The 17410-nt window shown below is 70.3% G+C and carries 16 protein-coding genes; 7 read left to right on the top strand and 9 right to left on the bottom strand.

The window, feature by feature from the left end; genetic code table 11:
* Window positions 1-9: 9 nt before the first annotated feature.
* The 4 genes from iolD to iolC are packed head-to-tail and all read right to left on the bottom strand — an operon-like array spanning window position 10 to window position 4622.
* On the bottom strand, window positions 10-1902 hold the full coding sequence (gene iolD, locus ACIGDI_RS01355; RefSeq protein WP_399888812.1) for a 3D-(3,5/4)-trihydroxycyclohexane-1,2-dione acylhydrolase (decyclizing): 1893 nt from the start codon (window positions 1900-1902) through the stop codon (window positions 10-12).
* Entirely contained in the window at window positions 1899-2714 is an 816-nt protein-coding gene (iolB, locus tag ACIGDI_RS01350; RefSeq protein WP_399888809.1) for a 5-deoxy-glucuronate isomerase, read from the bottom strand. The genes iolD and iolB overlap by 4 nt, the downstream gene beginning before the upstream one ends.
* A gap of 7 nt (window positions 2715-2721) precedes the next feature.
* Window positions 2722-3630 (bottom strand): deoxyribose-phosphate aldolase, encoded by a 909-nt coding sequence (locus tag ACIGDI_RS01345; RefSeq protein WP_399888806.1) that lies wholly within the window; start codon window positions 3628-3630, stop codon window positions 2722-2724.
* A gap of 41 nt (window positions 3631-3671) precedes the next feature.
* On the bottom strand, window positions 3672-4622 hold the full coding sequence (gene iolC / locus ACIGDI_RS01340) for a 5-dehydro-2-deoxygluconokinase (RefSeq protein ID WP_399888803.1): 951 nt from the start codon (window positions 4620-4622) through the stop codon (window positions 3672-3674).
* Window positions 4623-4747: 125 nt separating this feature from the next.
* Between iolC and ACIGDI_RS01335 the strand changes: the two genes are divergently transcribed.
* Both ACIGDI_RS01335 and ACIGDI_RS01330 read left to right on the top strand, forming a co-directional pair.
* Window positions 4748-5665 carry a sugar phosphate isomerase/epimerase family protein gene (locus ACIGDI_RS01335; protein WP_399888800.1) on the top strand — a complete coding sequence of 306 codons (918 nt, stop codon included), beginning with the start codon at window positions 4748-4750 and terminating at the stop codon, window positions 5663-5665.
* A 285-nt stretch (window positions 5666-5950) separates the two neighbouring features.
* Window positions 5951-6151: an AlpA family transcriptional regulator gene (locus tag ACIGDI_RS01330; protein ID WP_058925190.1), complete on the top strand. Its 201-nt coding sequence runs from the start codon at window positions 5951-5953 to the stop codon at window positions 6149-6151.
* Window positions 6152-6173: 22 nt separating this feature from the next.
* Here ACIGDI_RS01330 and ACIGDI_RS01325 read toward each other — a convergent pair whose 3' ends face one another.
* A complete protein-coding gene (locus ACIGDI_RS01325; protein WP_399888797.1) occupies window positions 6174-7226 on the bottom strand; it encodes a zinc-dependent alcohol dehydrogenase family protein in 1053 nt (350 codons plus the stop codon).
* A gap of 162 nt (window positions 7227-7388) precedes the next feature.
* Between ACIGDI_RS01325 and ACIGDI_RS01320 the strand changes: the two genes are divergently transcribed.
* The 3 genes from ACIGDI_RS01320 to ACIGDI_RS01310 all read left to right on the top strand — a co-directional run bounded on the left by ACIGDI_RS01320 (window position 7389) and on the right by ACIGDI_RS01310 (window position 10279).
* Window positions 7389-7556: a hypothetical protein gene (locus ACIGDI_RS01320; protein ID WP_399888795.1), complete on the top strand. Its 168-nt coding sequence runs from the start codon at window positions 7389-7391 to the stop codon at window positions 7554-7556.
* Between the two features lie 128 nt (window positions 7557-7684).
* Entirely contained in the window at window positions 7685-7924 is a 240-nt protein-coding gene (locus ACIGDI_RS01315; RefSeq protein ID WP_200701228.1) for a heavy-metal-associated domain-containing protein, read from the top strand.
* Between the two features lie 93 nt (window positions 7925-8017).
* Window positions 8018-10279: a heavy metal translocating P-type ATPase gene (locus ACIGDI_RS01310; protein WP_399888791.1), complete on the top strand. Its 2262-nt coding sequence runs from the start codon at window positions 8018-8020 to the stop codon at window positions 10277-10279.
* A gap of 682 nt (window positions 10280-10961) precedes the next feature.
* Here ACIGDI_RS01310 and ACIGDI_RS01305 read toward each other — a convergent pair.
* The 4 genes from ACIGDI_RS01305 to ACIGDI_RS01290 form a co-directional block, all read right to left on the bottom strand.
* Window positions 10962-12251, bottom strand: a complete 1290-nt coding sequence (locus ACIGDI_RS01305; protein ID WP_390625760.1) for a citrate synthase — start codon at window positions 12249-12251, stop codon at window positions 10962-10964.
* A gap of 232 nt (window positions 12252-12483) precedes the next feature.
* Window positions 12484-14715 carry an ATP-dependent RecD-like DNA helicase gene (locus ACIGDI_RS01300; protein ID WP_399888788.1) on the bottom strand — a complete coding sequence of 744 codons (2232 nt, stop codon included), beginning with the start codon at window positions 14713-14715 and terminating at the stop codon, window positions 12484-12486.
* Between the two features lie 29 nt (window positions 14716-14744).
* Window positions 14745-14930 carry a DUF397 domain-containing protein gene (locus ACIGDI_RS01295; RefSeq protein WP_399888785.1) on the bottom strand — a complete coding sequence of 62 codons (186 nt, stop codon included), beginning with the start codon at window positions 14928-14930 and terminating at the stop codon, window positions 14745-14747.
* Between the two features lie 8 nt (window positions 14931-14938).
* Complete coding sequence (locus ACIGDI_RS01290) at window positions 14939-15775, bottom strand: helix-turn-helix domain-containing protein (RefSeq protein ID WP_399888782.1); 837 nt, start codon at window positions 15773-15775, stop codon at window positions 14939-14941.
* 175 nt (window positions 15776-15950) lie between these two features.
* On the opposite strand from ACIGDI_RS01290, the gene ACIGDI_RS01285 reads away from it, so the two are divergent.
* Both ACIGDI_RS01285 and ACIGDI_RS01280 read left to right on the top strand, forming a co-directional pair.
* Entirely contained in the window at window positions 15951-16367 is a 417-nt protein-coding gene (locus ACIGDI_RS01285) for an ATP-binding protein (RefSeq protein ID WP_399888779.1), read from the top strand.
* Window positions 16368-16399: 32 nt separating this feature from the next.
* A complete protein-coding gene (locus tag ACIGDI_RS01280) occupies window positions 16400-17284 on the top strand; it encodes a hypothetical protein (RefSeq protein WP_399888776.1) in 885 nt (294 codons plus the stop codon).
* The last annotated feature ends 126 nt before the right edge of the window (window positions 17285-17410 follow it).

Raw genomic sequence — 17410 nt, 5'->3', positions numbered from 1 at the left:
GTTACTCCTTCACAGATGGCGGCGTCGGGTGGAGACGTGCCGTTCGTAGAGCTCACGTGCCTTGACCGCCGACGGCCGGGTCGCGGTCTCGGCCACAGGAACATCCCACCAGGCCTGCGCCGGAGGCGCGCCCGACACTGTGTCTGACGTTTGGGTCTCGACGTAGACACATGTGGGAGTGTCGGCGGCCCGGGCCTCGGCGAGCGCGTCCCGGAGGTCGCTCACGGTCTTGGCGCGCAGCACGCGCATGCCCAGGCTGGCCGCGTTGGCGGCGAGGTCGACGGGCAGCGGGGCGCCCGTGTAGGTGCCGTCGTCGGACGGGAAGCGGTAGGCCGTGCCGAAGCGCTCGCCGCCGACGGACTCGGACAGACCGCCGATGGAGGCGTACCCGTGGTTCTGGATCAGCAGGACCTTGATCGCCACGCCCTCCTGCACGGCCGTCACGATCTCCGTCGGCATCATCAGGTAGGTGCCGTCGCCGACCAGGGCCCATACGGGGCGGTCGGGCGCCGCCAGCTTCACGCCGATCGCGGCCGGGATCTCGTAGCCCATGCAGGAGTAGCCGTACTCCAGGTGGTACTGGTCCTTCGAGCGGGCCCGCCACAGCTTGTGCAGGTCGCCGGGGAGGGAGCCGGCCGCGTTGATGACGATGTCCGACTCGTCGACGATCGCGTCCAGCGCGCCCAGCACCTGCGGCTGGGTCGGCCGTACGTCCGGCTCGTCGGCCTCGTAGCAGGCGTCGACGCGCTGCTCCCAGCGCTCCTTGTCCTCGGTGTACTCGGCGAGGTAGGAGGCGGTGACCCGGTGGCCGTGCATCCGAAGCGCCACGGCCAGCTCCTGGAGGCCCGAACGGGCGTCCGCGATCAGCGGCAGGCCGGCGAGCTTGTGGCCGTCGAAGGGCGCGATGTTGAGGTTGAGGAAGCGGACGCCCTCGCCGGCGAAGAGGGTGCCGGAGGCGGTGGTGAAGTCGGTGTAGCGGGTGCCGACGCCGATCACCAGGTCGGCGGTGCGGGCGAGTTCGTCCGCGGTGGCGGTACCGGTGTGGCCGACCCCGCCGACGTCCTGGGGGTGGTCGTGGTGCAGGGAGCCCTTGCCGGCCTGGGTCGAGGCGACCGGTATGCCGGTGGTCTCCGCGAACTCGGCGAGCGCGGCCTCGGCGCGGCTGTGGTGGACGCCGCCGCCGGCGATCACCAGGGGCCTGCGCGCGTTCCTGATCGCGGTCACGGCCTCGGCGAGCTCGGTCGGATCGGCGCCCGGGCGCCGTACGACCCAGGTGCGCTCGGCGAAGAACTCCTCGGGCCAGTCGTAGGCCTCGGCCTGGACGTCCTGCGGGAGGGCCAGCGTCACGGCGCCGGTCTCGACGGGGTCGGTCAGGACGCGCATGGCGTTCAGGGCCGACGGGATCAGGGCCTCGGGTCGGGTGATCCGGTCGAAGTACTTCGACACCGGGCGCAGGCAGTCGTTGACCGACACATCGCCCGCGTACGGGACTTCGAGCTGTTGCAGCACCGGGTCGGCGGGGCGGCCGGCGAAGACGTCGCCGGGCAGGAGCAGGACCGGGAGGTGGTTGATCGTGGCCAGGGCGGCGCCGGTGACCAGGTTGGTGGCGCCCGGGCCGATGGAGGTCGTCACCGCGTGGGTGGACAGCCGGTTGGACTGGCGGGCGTAGCCGACGGCCGCGTGCACCATGGCCTGTTCGTTGCGGCCCTGGTGGTACGGCATGTCGTCCGCGTACTCGACGAGCGCCTGGCCGATGCCGGCCACGTTGCCGTGGCCGAAGATGCCCCAGGTCGCGCCGATCAGCCGCTGTCGTACGCCGTCGCGCCGGGTGTACTGCGCGGACAGGAAGCGCACCAGCGCCTGGGCGACCGTCAGCCTCGTCGTCGAGGTGGTCGGAGTCATCGGTAACCCTCCGTGTGGTCCGGGTGGAAGCAGATCCGCCACTCCCGTGTCTCGCCCGGCCCCGCCATGACGTTGAGGTAGTACATGTCGTGGCCGGGCTGGGCGATGGACGGGCCGTGCCATCCGTCGGGGACGAGGACGGCGTCGCCGGAGCGGACCTCGGCGAGGACGTCGGATCCGCCCTCACGGGAGGGAGATACGCGCTGATAGCCGAAACCGTTCGGGCCGTCGATCTCGAAGTAGTAGATCTCCTCCAACTCCGCTTCGACGCCCGGCCGGTGCTCGTCGTGCTTGTGCGGCGGGTACGAGGACCAGTTGCCGCCGGGGGTGATCACCTCGACGGCGATGAGCTTGTCGCAGTCGAAGGCGTCGGCGGAGGCGAAGTTGCGGACGTGCCGCAACTGGGTTCCGCTGCCGCGCTGTTCGACGGGGACCTCCGGCGCGGGGCCGTAGCGGGCGGGGAGTCGTCGCTCGCACTTCGCTCCTGCCAGGGCGAAGCGGCCTCCCGCGCCGGAGGCGATCTGGACCCGGGCGTCACGGGGAACGTACGCGAAGTCGGTGACCGACGCGAAAACGCTTCCCCTGCCCAGGAGTTGGAACTGTTCGTCAGCCGTTCGCACGCTACATCCGCCTTCCAGCGGAAGCACGATCCACTCGCTGTCACCGGTGGCGAACGTGTGTGTCTCCCCCGGCGCCAGCTCGACGACGCGCAGACTGCTGTACTCCCAGCCTGCCCGCTCGGGGCCGATGTCGAGCACGTGATCGGCGTCGGCGGTGGCGCCCCGCGGAACGTACAGCTCCTTGCTGCTCATGCGGCCCTCACAGCAGTCCTACGGCGGTGTCCACGGCGGCGGCCACATCGCCGTCCGCCGGGTACAGCAGTGAGCGGCCGACCACCAGGCCGCGCACGGTGGGGAGTTGGAGGGCGCCGCGCCACTTCTCGTACGCGCCGTCCTGGTCGTCGCCGACCTCGCCGCCCAGCAGCACGGCCGGGAGCGTGGAGGTCTGCATGACCTCGGCCATGTCGTCGGGGTTGTCGGTGACCGGCAGTTTCAGCCAGGTGTAGGCCGAGGTGCCGCCGAGCCCGGAGGCGATGGCGATGGACCGGGTGACCGCCTCGGCGGACAGGTCGTTCCTCAGCCGGCCCTCGTCCGTGCGGCGGCTGATGAACGGCTCGACGAACACGGGGAGCCGGCGCGCCGCCATGTCGTCGATGGCGCGGGCGGTGGACTCCAGGGTGGTCAGGGAGCCCGGGTCGGAGTAGTCGATGCGCAGCAGCAGCTTGCCGGCGTCGAAGCCGAGCCGCTCGATGTCCTCGGCGCGGTGACCGGTGAAGCGGTCGTCGAGTTCGAAGCTGGCGCCCTGCAGTCCGCCGCGGTTCATGGAGCCCATGACGACCTTGCCGTCCAGGGCGCCGAGGAGCAGCAGGTCGTCGAGGATGTCGGCGGTCGCGAGGACGCCGTCGACGCCGGGGCGGGACAGCGCCAGGCAGAGGCGTTCGAGCAGGTCGGCGCGGTTGGCCATGGCGAACCCGCGCTCGCCGACGCCGAGCGCGCCGCGGGCGGGGTGGTCGGCGGCGACGATCATCAGCCGGCCGGAGTCGTTCAGCAGCGGACGGCGGGTGCGGCGGGCGGCGGCCTCGGCGATCGCCTCGGGGCGCTGGGCCCGCAGCCGGACCAGCTCGCCGACGTCGACGCTCCGCACGGCCGCCGCGCCGGTCGCGCCCACGTCCGTCCCCTCGCCCTCGGCCCCATGGACCCGGCCGGCCCTCACAGCACCGCTCCGGCCGTGAGGGCGGCCTCGATCTCGTCCGCCGTCGGCATGGCGGACGAGCACTCCAGCCGGGAGGCGACGATCGCCCCGGCGGCGTTGGCGCGCCGCATGATCGTCTCCAGGTCCCGGCCCGCCAGCAGGCCGTCGCAGAGGGAGCCGCCGAACGCGTCGCCGGCGCCGAGGCCGTTGAGGACGTTCACCGGCAGCGGGGGCACCTCGGCCGACTCGCCCTTGCTGTCGACGGCGAGGACGCCCTTGGGGCCCTGCTTGACGACGGCGAGCTCCACGCCCGCGTCCAGCAGCGCCTCGGCGGCCGCCCGGGGTTCGCGGACGCCGGTGGCGACCTCCACCTCGTCGAGGTTGCCGACCGCGACGGTGGTGTGGCGCAGCGCCTCCTTGTAGAAGGGGCGGGCCGAGGCCGGGTCCGCCCAGAACATGGGGCGCCAGTCGAGGTCGAAGACGGTCGTGCCGGCCTTGGCGCGATGGGCGAGCGCCGCCAGCGTCGCCGTACGGCTGGGTTCCTCGCTCAGGCCGGTGCCGGTGACCCAGAAGAGGCGGGCCTCGCGGATGGCGTCGAGGTCGAGTTCGTGAGCGTCGATCTCCAGGTCGGGGGCCTTGGGCCGACGGTAGAAGTACAGCGGGAAGTCGTCGGGCGGGAAGACCTCGCAGAAGGTGACCGGTGTGGGCAGGCCCGGTACGGGGGTGACCCAGCGGTCGTCGACGCCGAAGTTCCGCAGTGCCTCGTGGAGGTAGGTGCCGAAGGGGTCGTCGCCGGTGCGGGTGATCACCGCGGTGCTGCGGCCGAGGCGGGCGGCGGCCACCGCGACGTTGGTCGCCGAGCCGCCGAGGAACTTGCCGAAGCTCGTCACCTGCGGCAGCGGGACGCCGGTCTGCAGTGGATACAGGTCCACTCCGATCCGCCCCATGGTGATCAGGTCGTACGCCATCGGCATCCCTTCGTCACGGCTCTCCCCGCGTTTGTAGCCCTGTCCGCGCGACCCTGTCAATGTTTTGTCCAGACATTCGGACGAGACCTTGACAGCGCTTACTCGTGCCGCTGAAGCTGACCGGCATGACGCCGTTGTCCTCCCAGTCCTCACTGTCCCGCATCCGGATCGGGTCGGCTCCCGACTCATGGGGTGTGTGGTTCCCCGACGACCCCCGCCAGGTGCCCTGGCAGCGGTTCCTCGACGAGGTCGCGCAGTCCGGCTACGAGTGGATCGAGCTGGGCCCGTACGGGTATCTGCCGACCGACCCCGCGGTGCTCACCGAGGAGGTGAACCGACGGGGGCTGAAGGTCTCCGCGGGCACCGTCTTCACCGGGCTGCACCACGGCGAGGCCGTCTGGGACAAGACCTGGGCGCACGTGGCCGACAACGCGGTCCTCGCGCAGGCCATGGGCGCCGAGCACCTGGTCGTGATCCCGTCCTTCTGGCGGGACGACAAGACCGGCGAGGTGCTGGAGTCCTCGGCGCTGACCCCCGAGCAGTGGGGCAACCTGACCTCGCTGACCGAGCGGCTGGGTCAGCGGGTGCGGGAGGAGTACGGCCTGCAGATCGTCGTGCACCCCCACGCGGACACGCACATCGACAGCGAGGAGAACGTCGTCCGGTTCCTGGACGGCACCGACTCGTCACTGGTCTCGCTGTGCCTGGACACCGGGCACTACGCCTACTGCGGCGGCGACAGCGTCAAGCTGATCGAGACCTACGGCGAGCGGATCGGCTACCTGCACCTGAAGCAGGTGGACCCGGAGATCCTGGCGGACGTGCGGGCCAAGGGGACGCCGTTCGGGCCGGCCGTGGCCCAGGGCGTGATGTGCGAGCCGCCCGCCGGAGTGCCCGAGCTCGGGCCCGTGCTGGAGGCGGCCCAGCGGCTGGACGTGGACCTGTTCGCGATCGTCGAGCAGGACATGTACCCGTGCGAGCCGGACAAACCGCTGCCCATCGCCCAGCGGACCCGGGCGTTTTTGAGGTCCTGCGGCGCGTAGGGCGACAGGCCCCCGGGGCGCAGGGGGCCGCCCTCCCGCCGATGTCAACGCGCCGCGCCCAAGAGCCCGCGTACGCCCGTGCACCACTCCTGTCACGAACGCCCCCCTCGTGTCACACATGTCGCGGGTACGCGGGTCTTGGGTCACACCCGGCGCACAGGCCCTGACCGGCTTTCACGCCACGTCGTTCACCGGGCACAGGCTTTGTGATCGCCAGCGCCGCGCCCGGCTCCCCCGACGGCCCTCCCCGGCCGCCCCCGCGGTGCGCGCAGGGAGGTGCGACTCGTGTCAGACCGACGGCTGTGGTCATACAAGGAGATCGCCGCGCACATCCGGGTGCAGCCCGACACCGTGCGCTCCTACCGCAAGCACGGGCTGCTGCCGCCCCCCGACCATGTCGAGGGCGGCAAACCCTTCTGGTACGCCGACACGGTGCGGGCCTGGGTGGCCTCCCGGCCCGGCAACCGGGGCCGCAGGGACGAGTGAGCCGCGAGCGGGTGGGGTGGTCCTACTCGCGCCCGCTCCACGGCTCGACGACCGTCACCCCCGCTCCCGGCGCCGTGCCCAGCGCGGCCAGTGCGGCGGGGGCCGCGTCCAGGCCGATGGTGGACGTGACGAGGAGGTCGGGGCGCAGGACGCCCGCGCGGACCAGTTCCAGCATCGGCGGGTAGGTGTGCGCCGCCATGCCGTGGCTGCCGAGGAGCTCCAGTTCCAGGGCGATCGCGCGGCCCATGGGAACGGGGGTGGTGCCGTCCGGTGACGGCAGCAGACCCACCTGGACGTGCCGGCCGCGCCGGCGCAGGCCGTTCACGGAGGCCGCGCAGGTGACGGGCGAGCCCAGGGCGTCGAGGGACAAGTGGGCGCCTCCGCCGGTGAGTTCGAGGACGGCCGCGGCCGTGTCCGGCGTGACCGAGGCGTCCACGACCTGTGCCGCGCCGAACTTCCGCGCCAGTTCCAGGGCCGCGGCCGACACGTCGACGGCGACCACGCGCGCCCCGGACGCCGCCGCGATCATCACCGCCGACAGGCCCACGCCCCCGCACCCGTGCACCGCGACCCACTCCCCCGCCGCCACCCGGCCCTGCTGCACCACCGCCCGGAACGCCGTGGCGAACCGGCAGCCCAGGGAGGCGGCCGTGGCGTACGACAGGTCCTCGGGGACGGCGACCAGGTTCACGTCGGCGTGGTCCAGGGCCACGTACTGGGCGAAGGAGCCCCAGTGGGTGAAGCCGGGCTGGGTCTGCCGCTCGCAGACCTGGTGGTCGCCCGCCGCGCAGGACGGGCAGCTTCCGCAGGCGCACACGAAGGGCACGGTGACCCGGTCGCCGGGGCGCCAGGCCGTCACCCGGTCGCCGGCCGCCTCGACGACACCGGCGAGTTCATGGCCCGGCACGTGCGGCAGCGTGATGTCCGGGTCGTGGCCCTGCCAGCCGTGCCAGTCGCTGCGGCACAGGCCGGTGGCCTCGACCCGGACGACGACCCCGTGGGGCGCCGGACGGGGGTCGGGCAGTTCGCGCACCTCGGCCGGCTCGCCGTACCGCTCGAACACCACAGCCCGCATGCCTGCTCCCGTCGTCGCGCGTGTGTGCGGGTACAGGATGCCCGGCGGGGGCACCCGCGGGGCGAGGGGGCGTGATCGAACGGGCGTCCCGGACTGCGCGACGGGCGGTATCTCAATAAAGTTCCGGTAAATCCGCCCTGTACGAGTATGAGGGGATCCGCCGTGACCCACTCCTCGCCGCCCGGCGCCCCGCGGGCCCGCATCCCCTCCCCACGGCAGCCCCGGCGGCCGGATCCGCGCACGCCTTCGCGGCTGCGGGCCCTGCTCCTGTGGGGCGGACTCACCATGTCGTCCCTGGCCCTGCTGCTGGCGTACGCGGCGAGGCCGTGAACGTGACGCGGTCCGCCTCCTCCGGCGGCGCCGACCCTTGGAGTCATACCCCCTAGGGGTATAGTGTGGAGAGTGCGGGGCCCACCGTGGGTCCCGGCAACCCCACACGCCTCGATGAGGAGAACGACATGACCGCGCAGACCGACACCCCGGACACCGTCACCGCCGTCTACAAGGTGAGCGGGATGAGCTGCGGGCACTGCGAGGGGTCCGTCTCGAGCGAGATCTCCGAGATCGCCGGCGTCACCTCGGTGAAGGCCGTCGCCTCCACGGGCGAGGTCACCGTGGTCTCCGAGGCCCCCCTCGACGAGGCCGCGGTGCGCGCCGCGGTGGACGAGGCCGGCTTCGAGCTCGTCGGCCGGGCCTGAGCGCCGGCCCTTCCGTTCCTGTTCTCCGACCGGCCGTGCCGACCAGCTGATACTGGCTCCGCACGGTCCCGGTCCGATGTCTGGAGTCCGGACATGACCAGCACGACAAGAACGACCGGCGCCGCAGAGGCACCGATAGCCGACGCCTCGGAAGTCGAGCTGCTGATCGGCGGGATGACCTGCGCCTCCTGCGCGGCCCGCGTCGAGAAGAAGCTCAACCGCATGGACGGCGTCACCGCCACGGTGAACTTCGCGACGGAGAAGGCGAAGGTCACCTACCCCGCGGGCATCCAGGTCGCCGACCTGATCGCGACCGTGGTGAAGACGGGGTACACCGCCGAGGAGCCGCCCCCGCCGCAGCCCCCCGCCGAGGCGGCGCCCGCCGCCGGGAAGGACGCGGAGGACCCCGAGCTGACCGCCTACCGCGAGCGGTTCACCGTCTCCGCGCTGCTGGCGCTCCCGGTCGTCCTGCTGTCGATGATCCCGGCGCTGCAGTTCGACAACTGGCAGTGGCTGTCGCTGACCCTGGCCTCGCCCGTGGTCGTCTGGGGCGCGCTGCCCTTCCACCGGGCCGCCTGGACGAACGCCCGGCACGGCGCGGCCACCATGGACACGCTGGTCTCGGTGGGCACGCTGGCCGCGTTCGGCTGGTCGCTGTGGGCGCTGTTCTTCGGTGACGCGGGCATGACCGGCATGCACGACGAGTTCCGGCTGACCGTGTCGCGCATGGACGGCGCCTCCACGATCTACCTCGAAGTGGCCTCCGGGGTCGTGGCGTTCATCCTGCTGGGCCGCTATCTGGAGGCCCGCGCCAAGCGCCGCTCGGGAGCCGCGCTCCGGGCGCTGATGGAGCTGGGCGCCAAGGACGTGTCCGTCCTGCGGGGCGGACGCGAGGTGCGGGTGCCGGTGGCCGAACTGGCGGTCGGCGACCGATTCGTCGTACGACCCGGGGAGAAGGTCGCCACCGACGGCACCGTCGTCGAGGGCGCGTCCGCGGTGGACGCGTCGATGCTGACCGGCGAGTCGGTGCCGGTGGACGTGGGCGTGGGCTCCGCCGTCACGGGCGCGACCGTGAACGCCGGCGGACGGCTGGTCGTCGAGGCCACGCGCGTGGGCGGCGACACCCAGCTGGCGCGGATGGCGAAGCTGGTGGAGGACGCGCAGAACGGCAAGGCCGAGGTGCAGCGGCTCGCCGACCGCATCTCGGCGGTCTTCGTGCCGGTCGTCATCCTGATCGCGCTCGGCACCTTCGGGGTCTGGCTGGGCGTCACCGGCGACACGGTCGCCGCGTTCACCGCGGCCGTCGCGGTCCTGATCATCGCCTGCCCGTGCGCCCTGGGGCTCGCCACGCCGACCGCGCTGATGGTCGGCACCGGCCGGGGCGCGCAGCTGGGCATCCTCATCAAGGGCCCCGAGGTGCTGGAGTCCACGCGCCGCGTCGACACCGTCGTCCTGGACAAGACCGGCACGGTCACCACCGGCCGGATGACCCTCCAGGAGGTGTACGTCACCGACGGCACCGACGAGAAGGAGGTGCTGCGGCTGGCTGGCGCCGTCGAGCACGCCTCCGAGCACCCCGTGGCCCGGGCGGTCGCCGTGGGCGCCGAGGAGCGGGCGGGACGGCTCCCCGAGGTCGAGGGCTTCGAGAACGTACCCGGGCGGGGTGTGCGCGGGCGCGTGGAGGGCCGCGAGGTGGCCGTGGGGCGGCTCTTCGACGCGTTGCCGCCGGAGCTGGCCCGCGCCAAGGACGAGGCCGAGCGGGGCGGTCGTACGGCCGTCGTGGTCGGCTGGGACGGCGCGGCACGTGGTGTCGTGGCCGTCGCGGACGCCGTGAAGGAGACCAGCGCGGAGGCGGTACGGCGGCTGCGGGCGCTCGGGCTGACGCCGGTGCTGCTGACCGGGGACAACCGTGCCGTGGCCGAGGCGGTGGCGCGGGAGGTCGGGATCGAGCAGGTGATCGCGGAGGTCCTGCCCGAGGACAAGGTGGACGCCGTACGCCGGCTGCAGGACGAGGGGCGGGTCGTGGCCATGGTCGGCGACGGCGTGAACGACGCGGCGGCGCTGGCCACCGCCGACCTGGGGCTCGCCATGGGGACGGGCACCGACGCGGCGATCGAGGCCGGCGATCTGACGCTGGTGCGCGGTGACCTGCGGGTGGCCGCGGACGCGATCCGGCTGTCCCGTAAGACCCTGTCGACCATCAAGGGCAATCTCGTGTGGGCCTTCGGCTACAACGTGGCCGCCCTGCCGCTGGCCGCCGCGGGACTGCTGAACCCGATGATCGCCGGGGCCGCGATGGCGTTCTCGTCGGTCTTCGTGGTCACCAACAGTCTCAGACTGCGGACATTTCGATGAACTCCTGAGAAGTTACTGGCGGTTACTCCGAAGTCGTGACCAGAGGACCTCTGGAGTCCGGCGCCGGGCTCACATAAGCTCTTCACAAGGCTCGCGCATCATCCTTACGCCTGAGTCCCGATCGCTGCGTCGGGGCTCTTGCGTATCAAACGGACAAATGCAAGAGACGCAGATCACAGTGATGCGAACGTAACCATCGAAGGGGTTCGAAGGTCTAAGTTGGCGATGTCAGTAAGCGTCTTGGGGGGCGCGAACTGGCATCTGGGGATGTCTTGGGGGACTTCCTCAGAGATGCGTTGCCGGGGCACGCACCTCGGGAAGCTTTGAGCGGCCCACCCGAGCGTGCGTTGTCCCGGCAGACCGCACACACGAGTAGTACGGCGACTTTTGCTCGTTCTGCTCAACGGCAGTACCAGCAGTACCGAAAGAACAGCGATTCAGGCGCTGTCCTCTCAGACGCCCGGCCGGATCCCGTGGGGGGAATCCGCACCGGGACATGGGAAGGCGCCCTGGACGTCGGCCCGTGGGGGGACCGACGCCAGGGCGCCTTCCGCTTTTCGCTCCGCAGGATGAGCCGGGGGGCGTGGACTTCAGGTCGTCGCCCGGCCATCCGCGCCGGTGGGGGCTGGTCGCGCAGTTCCCCGCGCCCCTGAAGACAGGTCAGCCCCGGCACCGGCGTTTGTCAGCGCTGCTCGACCGGGACGAAGTCCCGCTCCACCACACCCGTGTAGATCTGGCGCGGACGCCCGATGCGCGAACCCGGCTCCTTGATCATCTCGTGCCACTGGGCGATCCAGCCCGGCAGACGGCCGAGGGCGAACAGGACCGTGAACATCTCGGTCGGGAAGCCCATGGCCCGGTAGATCAGACCGGTGTAGAAGTCGACGTTCGGGTAGAGGCTGCGCGAGACGAAGTAGTCGTCGGAGAGCGCGTGCTCCTCCAGCTTCAGCGCGATGTCCAGCAGCTCGTCGGACTTGCCGAGGGCCGAGAGGACGTCGTGCGCGGCGGCCTTGATGATCTTGGCGCGCGGGTCGAAGTTCTTGTAGACCCGGTGGCCGAAGCCCATCAGGCGGACGCCGTCCTCCTTGTTCTTCACCTTGCGGATGAAGGAGTCGACATCGCCGCCGGTGGCCTGGATGCCCTCGAGCATCTCCAGCACCGACTGGTTGGCGCCGCCGTGCAGGGGGCCCCAGAGGGCGTTGATGCCGGCCGAGATCGACGCGAACATGTTGGCCTGCGACGAGCCCACCAGGCGCACCGTCGACGTCGAGCAGTTCTGCTCGTGGTCGGCGTGCAGGATGAGGAGCTTGTCGAGGGCGGAGACGACGACCGGGTCGAGGTCGTACTCCTGCGCCGGCACCGAGAAGGTCATCCGCAGGAAGTTCTCGACGTAGCCGAGGTCGTTGCGCGGGTAGACGAACGGGTGACCGATCGACTTCTTGTACGCGTACGCGGCGATCGTCGGAAGCTTGGCGAGCAGGCGGATCGTCGAGAGGTTGCGCTGCTTCTCGTCGAAGGGGTTGTGGCTGTCCTGGTAGAAGGTGGACAGCGCGGAGACGACCGAGGACAGCATGGCCATCGGGTGGGCGTCGCGCGGGAAGCCCTTGTAGAAGTTCTTGACGTCCTCGTGCAGCAGGGTGTGCTGCGTGATGTCGTTCTTGAACACCGAGAGCTCATCGACGGTCGGCAGCTCGCCGTTGATCAGCAGGTAGGCGACCTCCAGGAACGTCGAGCGCTCGGCCAGCTGCTCGATCGGGTAGCCGCGGTACCGGAGGATGCCCGCCTCGCCGTCGAGGTAGGTGATGGCGGATTTATATGCGGCGGTGTTGCCGTAGCCGCTGTCCAGGGTGACCAGCCCGGTCTGGGCGCGGAGCTTCCCGATGTCGAAGCCCTTGTCGCCGACGGTGCTGTCGATCACCGGGTAGGTGTACTCGCCGTCGCCGTACCGCAGTACTACAGAGTTGTCGCTCACGTCTTCCCTCACCGACGTAGTGCCTCATCTTCGAGGTTGCCCTGACTGTCTCTACCATCCCCCAATTGGCTCAGGAGAGTGCACTCGGGGTCGACCATCGGGCCTACTGGCGGCACTGAGTGCCGCCAACTTGCACATCCTGCCCCCTTGATTCCCCATCCGGAAGTGCTCTGTGACCTTCGCGACTCATTTGATCGATCATTTTTTGTGATGCCTGCCGCAGCGCCCGGTCTCACGGCTCCAGGGGGCGGGGTGAGAGCCGGAAGTCGAGCGCGGTGCAGCGGCGTCCCGCCGAGACCGTGCGCACCGCCTGGCCGATCGCCTTGCGCGAGCCCACGAGGACGACCAGCCGCTTGGCCCGGGTCACGGCGGTGTACAGCAGGTTCCGCTGAAGCATCATCCAGGCGCCGGTGGTGACCGGGATCACCACTGCGGGATATTCACTCCCCTGCGAGCGGTGAATGGTCACCGCGTACGCGTGTGCCAGCTCATCCAGTTCGTCGAACTCGTACGGCACCTCCTCGTCCTCGTCCGTCAGCACCGTCAGGCGCTGGTCGACCGGGTCGAGCGCGGTGACGACGCCCACGGTGCCGTTGAAGACACCGTTCTTTCCCTTCTCGTAATTGTTGCGAATCTGGGTGACCTTGTCGCCGACCCGGAAGACCCTGCCGCCGAATCTCTTCTCCGGCAGGTCGGGGCGGCCCGGGGTGATGGCCTGCTGGAGCAGACCGTTGAGGTTGCCGGCGCCGGCGGGGCCCCGGTGCATGGGGGCGAGGACCTGGACGTCCCGGCGCGGGTCGAGTCCGAACTTGGCCGGAATCCGCCGGGCCGCCACGTCCACGGTGAGCCGCCCCGCCTCCTCCGTGTCGTCCTCCACGAACAGGAAGAAGTCCTTCATGCCGTCGGTGACGGGGTGCTGTCCGGCGTTGATCCGGTGCGCGTTCGTGACGACCCCCGACTGCTGGGCCTGCCGGAACACGCGGGTGAGGCGGACGGCCGGGATGGGGCCGCCGTCGGCGAGGAGGTCGCGCAGCACCTCGCCCGCGCCCACGGAAGGCAGCTGGTCCACGTCCCCCACGAAGAGGAGATGGGCACCGGGCGGTACCGCCTTCACCAGCTTGTTGGCGAGCAGCAGGTCCAGCATCGACGCCTCGTCGACGACGACCAGGTCGGCCTCCAGCGGGCGGTCCCGGTCGTACGCCGCGTCGCCACCGGGCTTGAGCTCCAGCAGGCGGTGGACGGTCGAGGCCTCGGCGCCGGTCAGCTCGGCGAGGCGCTTGGCGGCGCGGCCGGTGGGGGCCGCGAGGACGACCCTCGCCTTCTTGGCGCGGGCCAGCTCCACGATCGAGCGCACGGTGAAGGACTTGCCGCAGCCGGGACCACCCGTCAGCACGGCGACCTTCTTCGTCAACGCCAGCTTGACGGCGGCCTCCTGCTCGGGGGCGAGGTCGGCGCCGGTCCGGGCCTTGAGCCAGCCGAGGGCCTTGTCCCAGTGGACGTCCCCGAACCCCGGCATCCGGTCCTCCTCAGTCCGCAGCAGCCGCAACAGCTGGCCGGCGAGGGAGAGTTCGGCCCGGTGGAAGGGGACGAGGTAGACGGCGGTGACGGGTTCCCCGTCCTCGCCGGGGACCTTCTCCCGTACGACGCCGGGGTCCTCGCCGTCCTCGGGAGGTGCGGCCAGCTCGGCGAGGCACTCGATGACGAGCCCGGTGTCGACCTGGAGCAGCTTCACCGCGTCGGCGATCAGCCGCTCCTCGGGGAGGTAGCAGTTGCCCTGGTCGGTGGCCTGCGACAGCGCGTACTGCAGGCCCGCCTTCACCCGCTCCGGGCTGTCGTGCGGGATGCCCACCGACTGGGCGATCTTGTCGGCCGTGAGGAAGCCGATGCCCCAGACGTCGGCGGCCAGGCGATACGGCTGGTTCTTGACCACGGAGATGGAGGCGTCGCCGTACTTCTTGTAGATCCGCACGGCGATGGACGTGGACACCTCGACGGTCTGGAGGAAGAGCATGACCTCCTTGATCGCCTTCTGTTCCTCCCAGGCGTCGGCGATCTTCTTCGTGCGTTTCGGACCGAGGCCGGGGACCTCGATGAGCCGCTTCGGCTCCTCCTCGATGATCTGGAGGGTGTCCAGGCCGAAGTGCTGGGTGATGCGGTCGGCGAAGACGGGACCGATGCCCTTGACGAGCCCCGAGCCGAGGTAACGCCGGATGCCCTGGACGGTGGCGGGCAGGACGGTCGTGTAGTTCTCCACCGTGAACTGCTTGCCGTACTGGGGGTGCGACCCCCAGCGCCCCTCCATCCGCAGGGACTCCCCGACCTGGGCGCCGAGCAGCGCGCCGACGACCGTGAGGAGGTCGCCGGCGCCCCTGCCGGTGTCGACCCGGGCGACGGTGTAGCCGTTCTCCTCGTTGGCGTACGTGATGCGTTCCAGGACGCCTTCGATCACCGCCTGATTGGACATGATCCGACCGTACTGGTGGGCACTGACAGTCAGCGAAGGGATGTGGATTTCAGGGCTTCGAGGAACGTGGTGAAGGCGGGGGCGGGGAAGGTGAGGGTGGCCCGGGCGGGAGTTTTGGAGTCGCGGACGGCGGTGTGGGTGGGGGTGGTGGCTATCTCCACACAGTCATTGCCGTCGCCTTCGCCCGAGTAGGACGACTTCCGCCAGTTGTCCATGGAGTGCCTCACAGCTCTTTCGCCAGGTTGTGGATGAAGTCACGCGAGCGTTCGGGTTCGAGGGATACAGCCTCCACCCTACGGAAGCGCGTTCGATAGACGTTGAGCTGTGCCTCGGAGTCGATGAAGACCGAGCCATGAGGGGCGTCACGCACCACCGTGTCCAGCTTGGGCACAGGTCCGCCCACGTAAGTCATCGTGCTTGAGGCGGTCGCGAAATCGTCAAGGTCGAAGGGGATGACTCGCAAGGTGACGTGGTCCGCTTCGGAGCGCTCGAGAAGTCTGGCGAGTTGGGCCCGGGAAGCGGCACGGTCACGAACCCTCATGCGCAGGGCCGACTCGTGGATCACCAACTTGTAGGGGATGGTGAGCTGCTGTCGCCTCATACGGTGGCTTACGCGCAACTCAAGCTCTTCGGTGGTGAGTTCCGGAAGCCGCGCGGAGAAGACCGCGCGGGCGTAGTCCTCCGTCTGCATAAGGCCCGGCACGTACAGGATGGCCACCTCATGTCGGAACGAGCCATGGTGATCCAGCTCGGCCAGATCCAGGAACGACGTAGGCAGTTTCCACCGGTATTCCTCCCACCAGCCGCGCGTTCGGTCGGTCGCCATGGCCACCAAGGCATCGATGAACTCCGTGTCCAGGCAGGCGTAGTGCGAGGCGAGGCGGCGCAGCCGCTCCTCGCTCACGCCCGCGAGTCCGGACTCGATGTGGCTCATCTGGACGCGATTCGCCCCCAGCTGCGCCGCCGCTTCGATGGCGGTGAGCCCTGCGGCCTCACGGAGCTTGCGCAATTCGCTGCCCAAGCGCACCTGACGTGCGGTTGCTTCGCGCCTCAGGACCATCAACTGCTCCTCGTTCGAGGGTGAATTACGCGATCGACTTGTCCGGGACAACATGTTAGCCCTACCGTCAGTGACGAAGCACTGACTCTGCGGAAGTGCACCGCTCCGTCCTGCCTGCCCTGACGGCCGCGGCGATGCCACCGCCAACCCCCCACCACCTCAGCGGAGTTGCCGCATGCCTGAAAACACCCCCGAACCCTGGGAGTACTGCCTCTCCATCCCCAACGACCCCCGCGCCGTCACCGTGAGCCGCCGCACCCTGCGTCTGATCCTCACCGCGCACGGACTGATCGGCCTTGTCGACGTGGCCGAACTCCTCGCCACCGAACTGGTCACCAACGCGGTACGCCACACCAAGGGCCCGGCCGCCCTACGGGTCCGCTGGGCGCCGCCCGGCACGCTGCGGATCGGCGCGTGGGACGCGGACCCCGAACCTCCCGAGCCGCCGGTGCCGTTGGCGCGGCTCGGCGAAGCGGAGGAGGGCCGCGGACTGCTGCTGGTGCGGGCTTGCTCCGAGGTCTGGGGCTGGCATCCCCTGTCCCGGCACGGCAACCGAGGCAAGTACGTGTGGTGCGAACTCGCGGCGGCGTAGCTCGTTGATCAGCGCGATGGAAAGGAGAGCTGATGGTCGGCTCGTCGCATGAGGCGCTGCACCGGATCTTCCAGAAGGATCCGACGCTGCTGACGAAGGCGTTACAGAAAGTCCTGCACGTCCCCTTCCCCGAGCCTCGGGAGATCGCCGCGCTGAACGTGGACCTCACCGAGATCGAACCGGTCGAGCGCCGCGTGGACACCCTGCTGCGGGCGGAGACGGACGAGGGCACGTATCTGCTGGTGGTGGAGTCGCAGGGGAAGGTGGACGAGCGTAAACGGGGGAGTTGGCCCTACTACCTCTCCTACTTGTACGAGAAGTACCGCTGCGAGCCCGTGCTCATCGTCATCACGCAGAGCAGCAAGACGGCCGAGTGGGCGTCCAAGCCGATCCGGTTCGGCTTCCGTGACTGGCACTCGCTGACGGTACGACCCCTGGTGCTCGGCCCGGACAACGTCCCGGTGATCGCGGACGAGCGGCAGGCCGAGAAGGACGTACCCCTTGCGGTGCTTTCGGCCATGACGCACGGCCGCGGCCCGCAGGCTCCGGCCATACTGGAATCCCTGGCCGCCGCCCTGCGGACCATCGACCCGGACAGCGCCGCTGTCTTCGTGCAGTTCGTCGACTCCTGCCTGGCCGACCCCCAGGCAAAGCAGATGTGGAGGGACCTGATGACGGCGATCCAGTACTTCTGGCGGCACCCGCTGGCGGAACAGGTGCGCGAGGAAGGACGGGAGCAGGGCAAGGCCGAGGCCAGGGCCGAGATGATCCTCCACATCCTGGAGTGGCGAGGCATCCCCGTACCCGACTCCGTCCGTGAGCGCGTCCAGTCCTGCACGGACCTGGACCAGCTCGAAGCGTGGGCCCAGCGCGCCGTACACGCCACGGACGCAACGGAACTGTTCATCGACGACTGAGCAACCGGCCGTACGCTCCGAGCGCCCCCACCACGAGCCCCTTGCCTGCGGCTACCCGCCGCCGGGCCGGGGGCTCGGTAGCGCCGGCTCAGTGAGGCCCGGCGTCCACTTTCATCACGATCCGGT

The sequence above is a fragment of the Streptomyces sp. NPDC085900 genome, assembly GCF_044540925.1.
In the GTDB taxonomy this organism is placed as follows: Bacteria; Actinomycetota; Actinomycetes; order Streptomycetales; family Streptomycetaceae; genus Streptomyces; species Streptomyces gilvifuscus.
This window is presented reverse-complemented; position numbering and strand designations above follow the sequence as displayed.

Bases quoted from the DNA above. Each gene is read 5' to 3' on its own strand.
- iolD (WP_399888812.1), bottom strand. From the start codon at position 1,902: ATGACTCCGACCACCTCGACGACGAGGCTGACGGTCGCCCAGGCGCTG.
- ACIGDI_RS01285 (WP_399888779.1), top strand. From the start codon at position 15,951: ATGCCTGAAAACACCCCCGAACCCTGGGAGTACTGCCTCTCCATCCCC.
- ACIGDI_RS01325 (WP_399888797.1), bottom strand. From the start codon at position 7,226: ATGCGGGCTGTGGTGTTCGAGCGGTACGGCGAGCCGGCCGAGGTGCGC.
- ACIGDI_RS01310 (WP_399888791.1), top strand. From the start codon at position 8,018: ATGACCAGCACGACAAGAACGACCGGCGCCGCAGAGGCACCGATAGCC.
- ACIGDI_RS01335 (WP_399888800.1), top strand. From the start codon at position 4,748: ATGACGCCGTTGTCCTCCCAGTCCTCACTGTCCCGCATCCGGATCGGG.
- ACIGDI_RS01300 (WP_399888788.1), bottom strand. From the start codon at position 14,715: ATGTCCAATCAGGCGGTGATCGAAGGCGTCCTGGAACGCATCACGTAC.
- ACIGDI_RS01290 (WP_399888782.1), bottom strand. From the start codon at position 15,775: ATGGTCCTGAGGCGCGAAGCAACCGCACGTCAGGTGCGCTTGGGCAGC.
- iolB (WP_399888809.1), bottom strand. From the start codon at position 2,714: ATGAGCAGCAAGGAGCTGTACGTTCCGCGGGGCGCCACCGCCGACGCC.
- ACIGDI_RS01280 (WP_399888776.1), top strand. From the start codon at position 16,400: ATGGTCGGCTCGTCGCATGAGGCGCTGCACCGGATCTTCCAGAAGGAT.
- iolC (WP_399888803.1), bottom strand. From the start codon at position 4,622: ATGGCGTACGACCTGATCACCATGGGGCGGATCGGAGTGGACCTGTAT.
- ACIGDI_RS01295 (WP_399888785.1), bottom strand. From the start codon at position 14,930: ATGGACAACTGGCGGAAGTCGTCCTACTCGGGCGAAGGCGACGGCAAT.
- ACIGDI_RS01315 (WP_200701228.1), top strand. From the start codon at position 7,685: ATGACCGCGCAGACCGACACCCCGGACACCGTCACCGCCGTCTACAAG.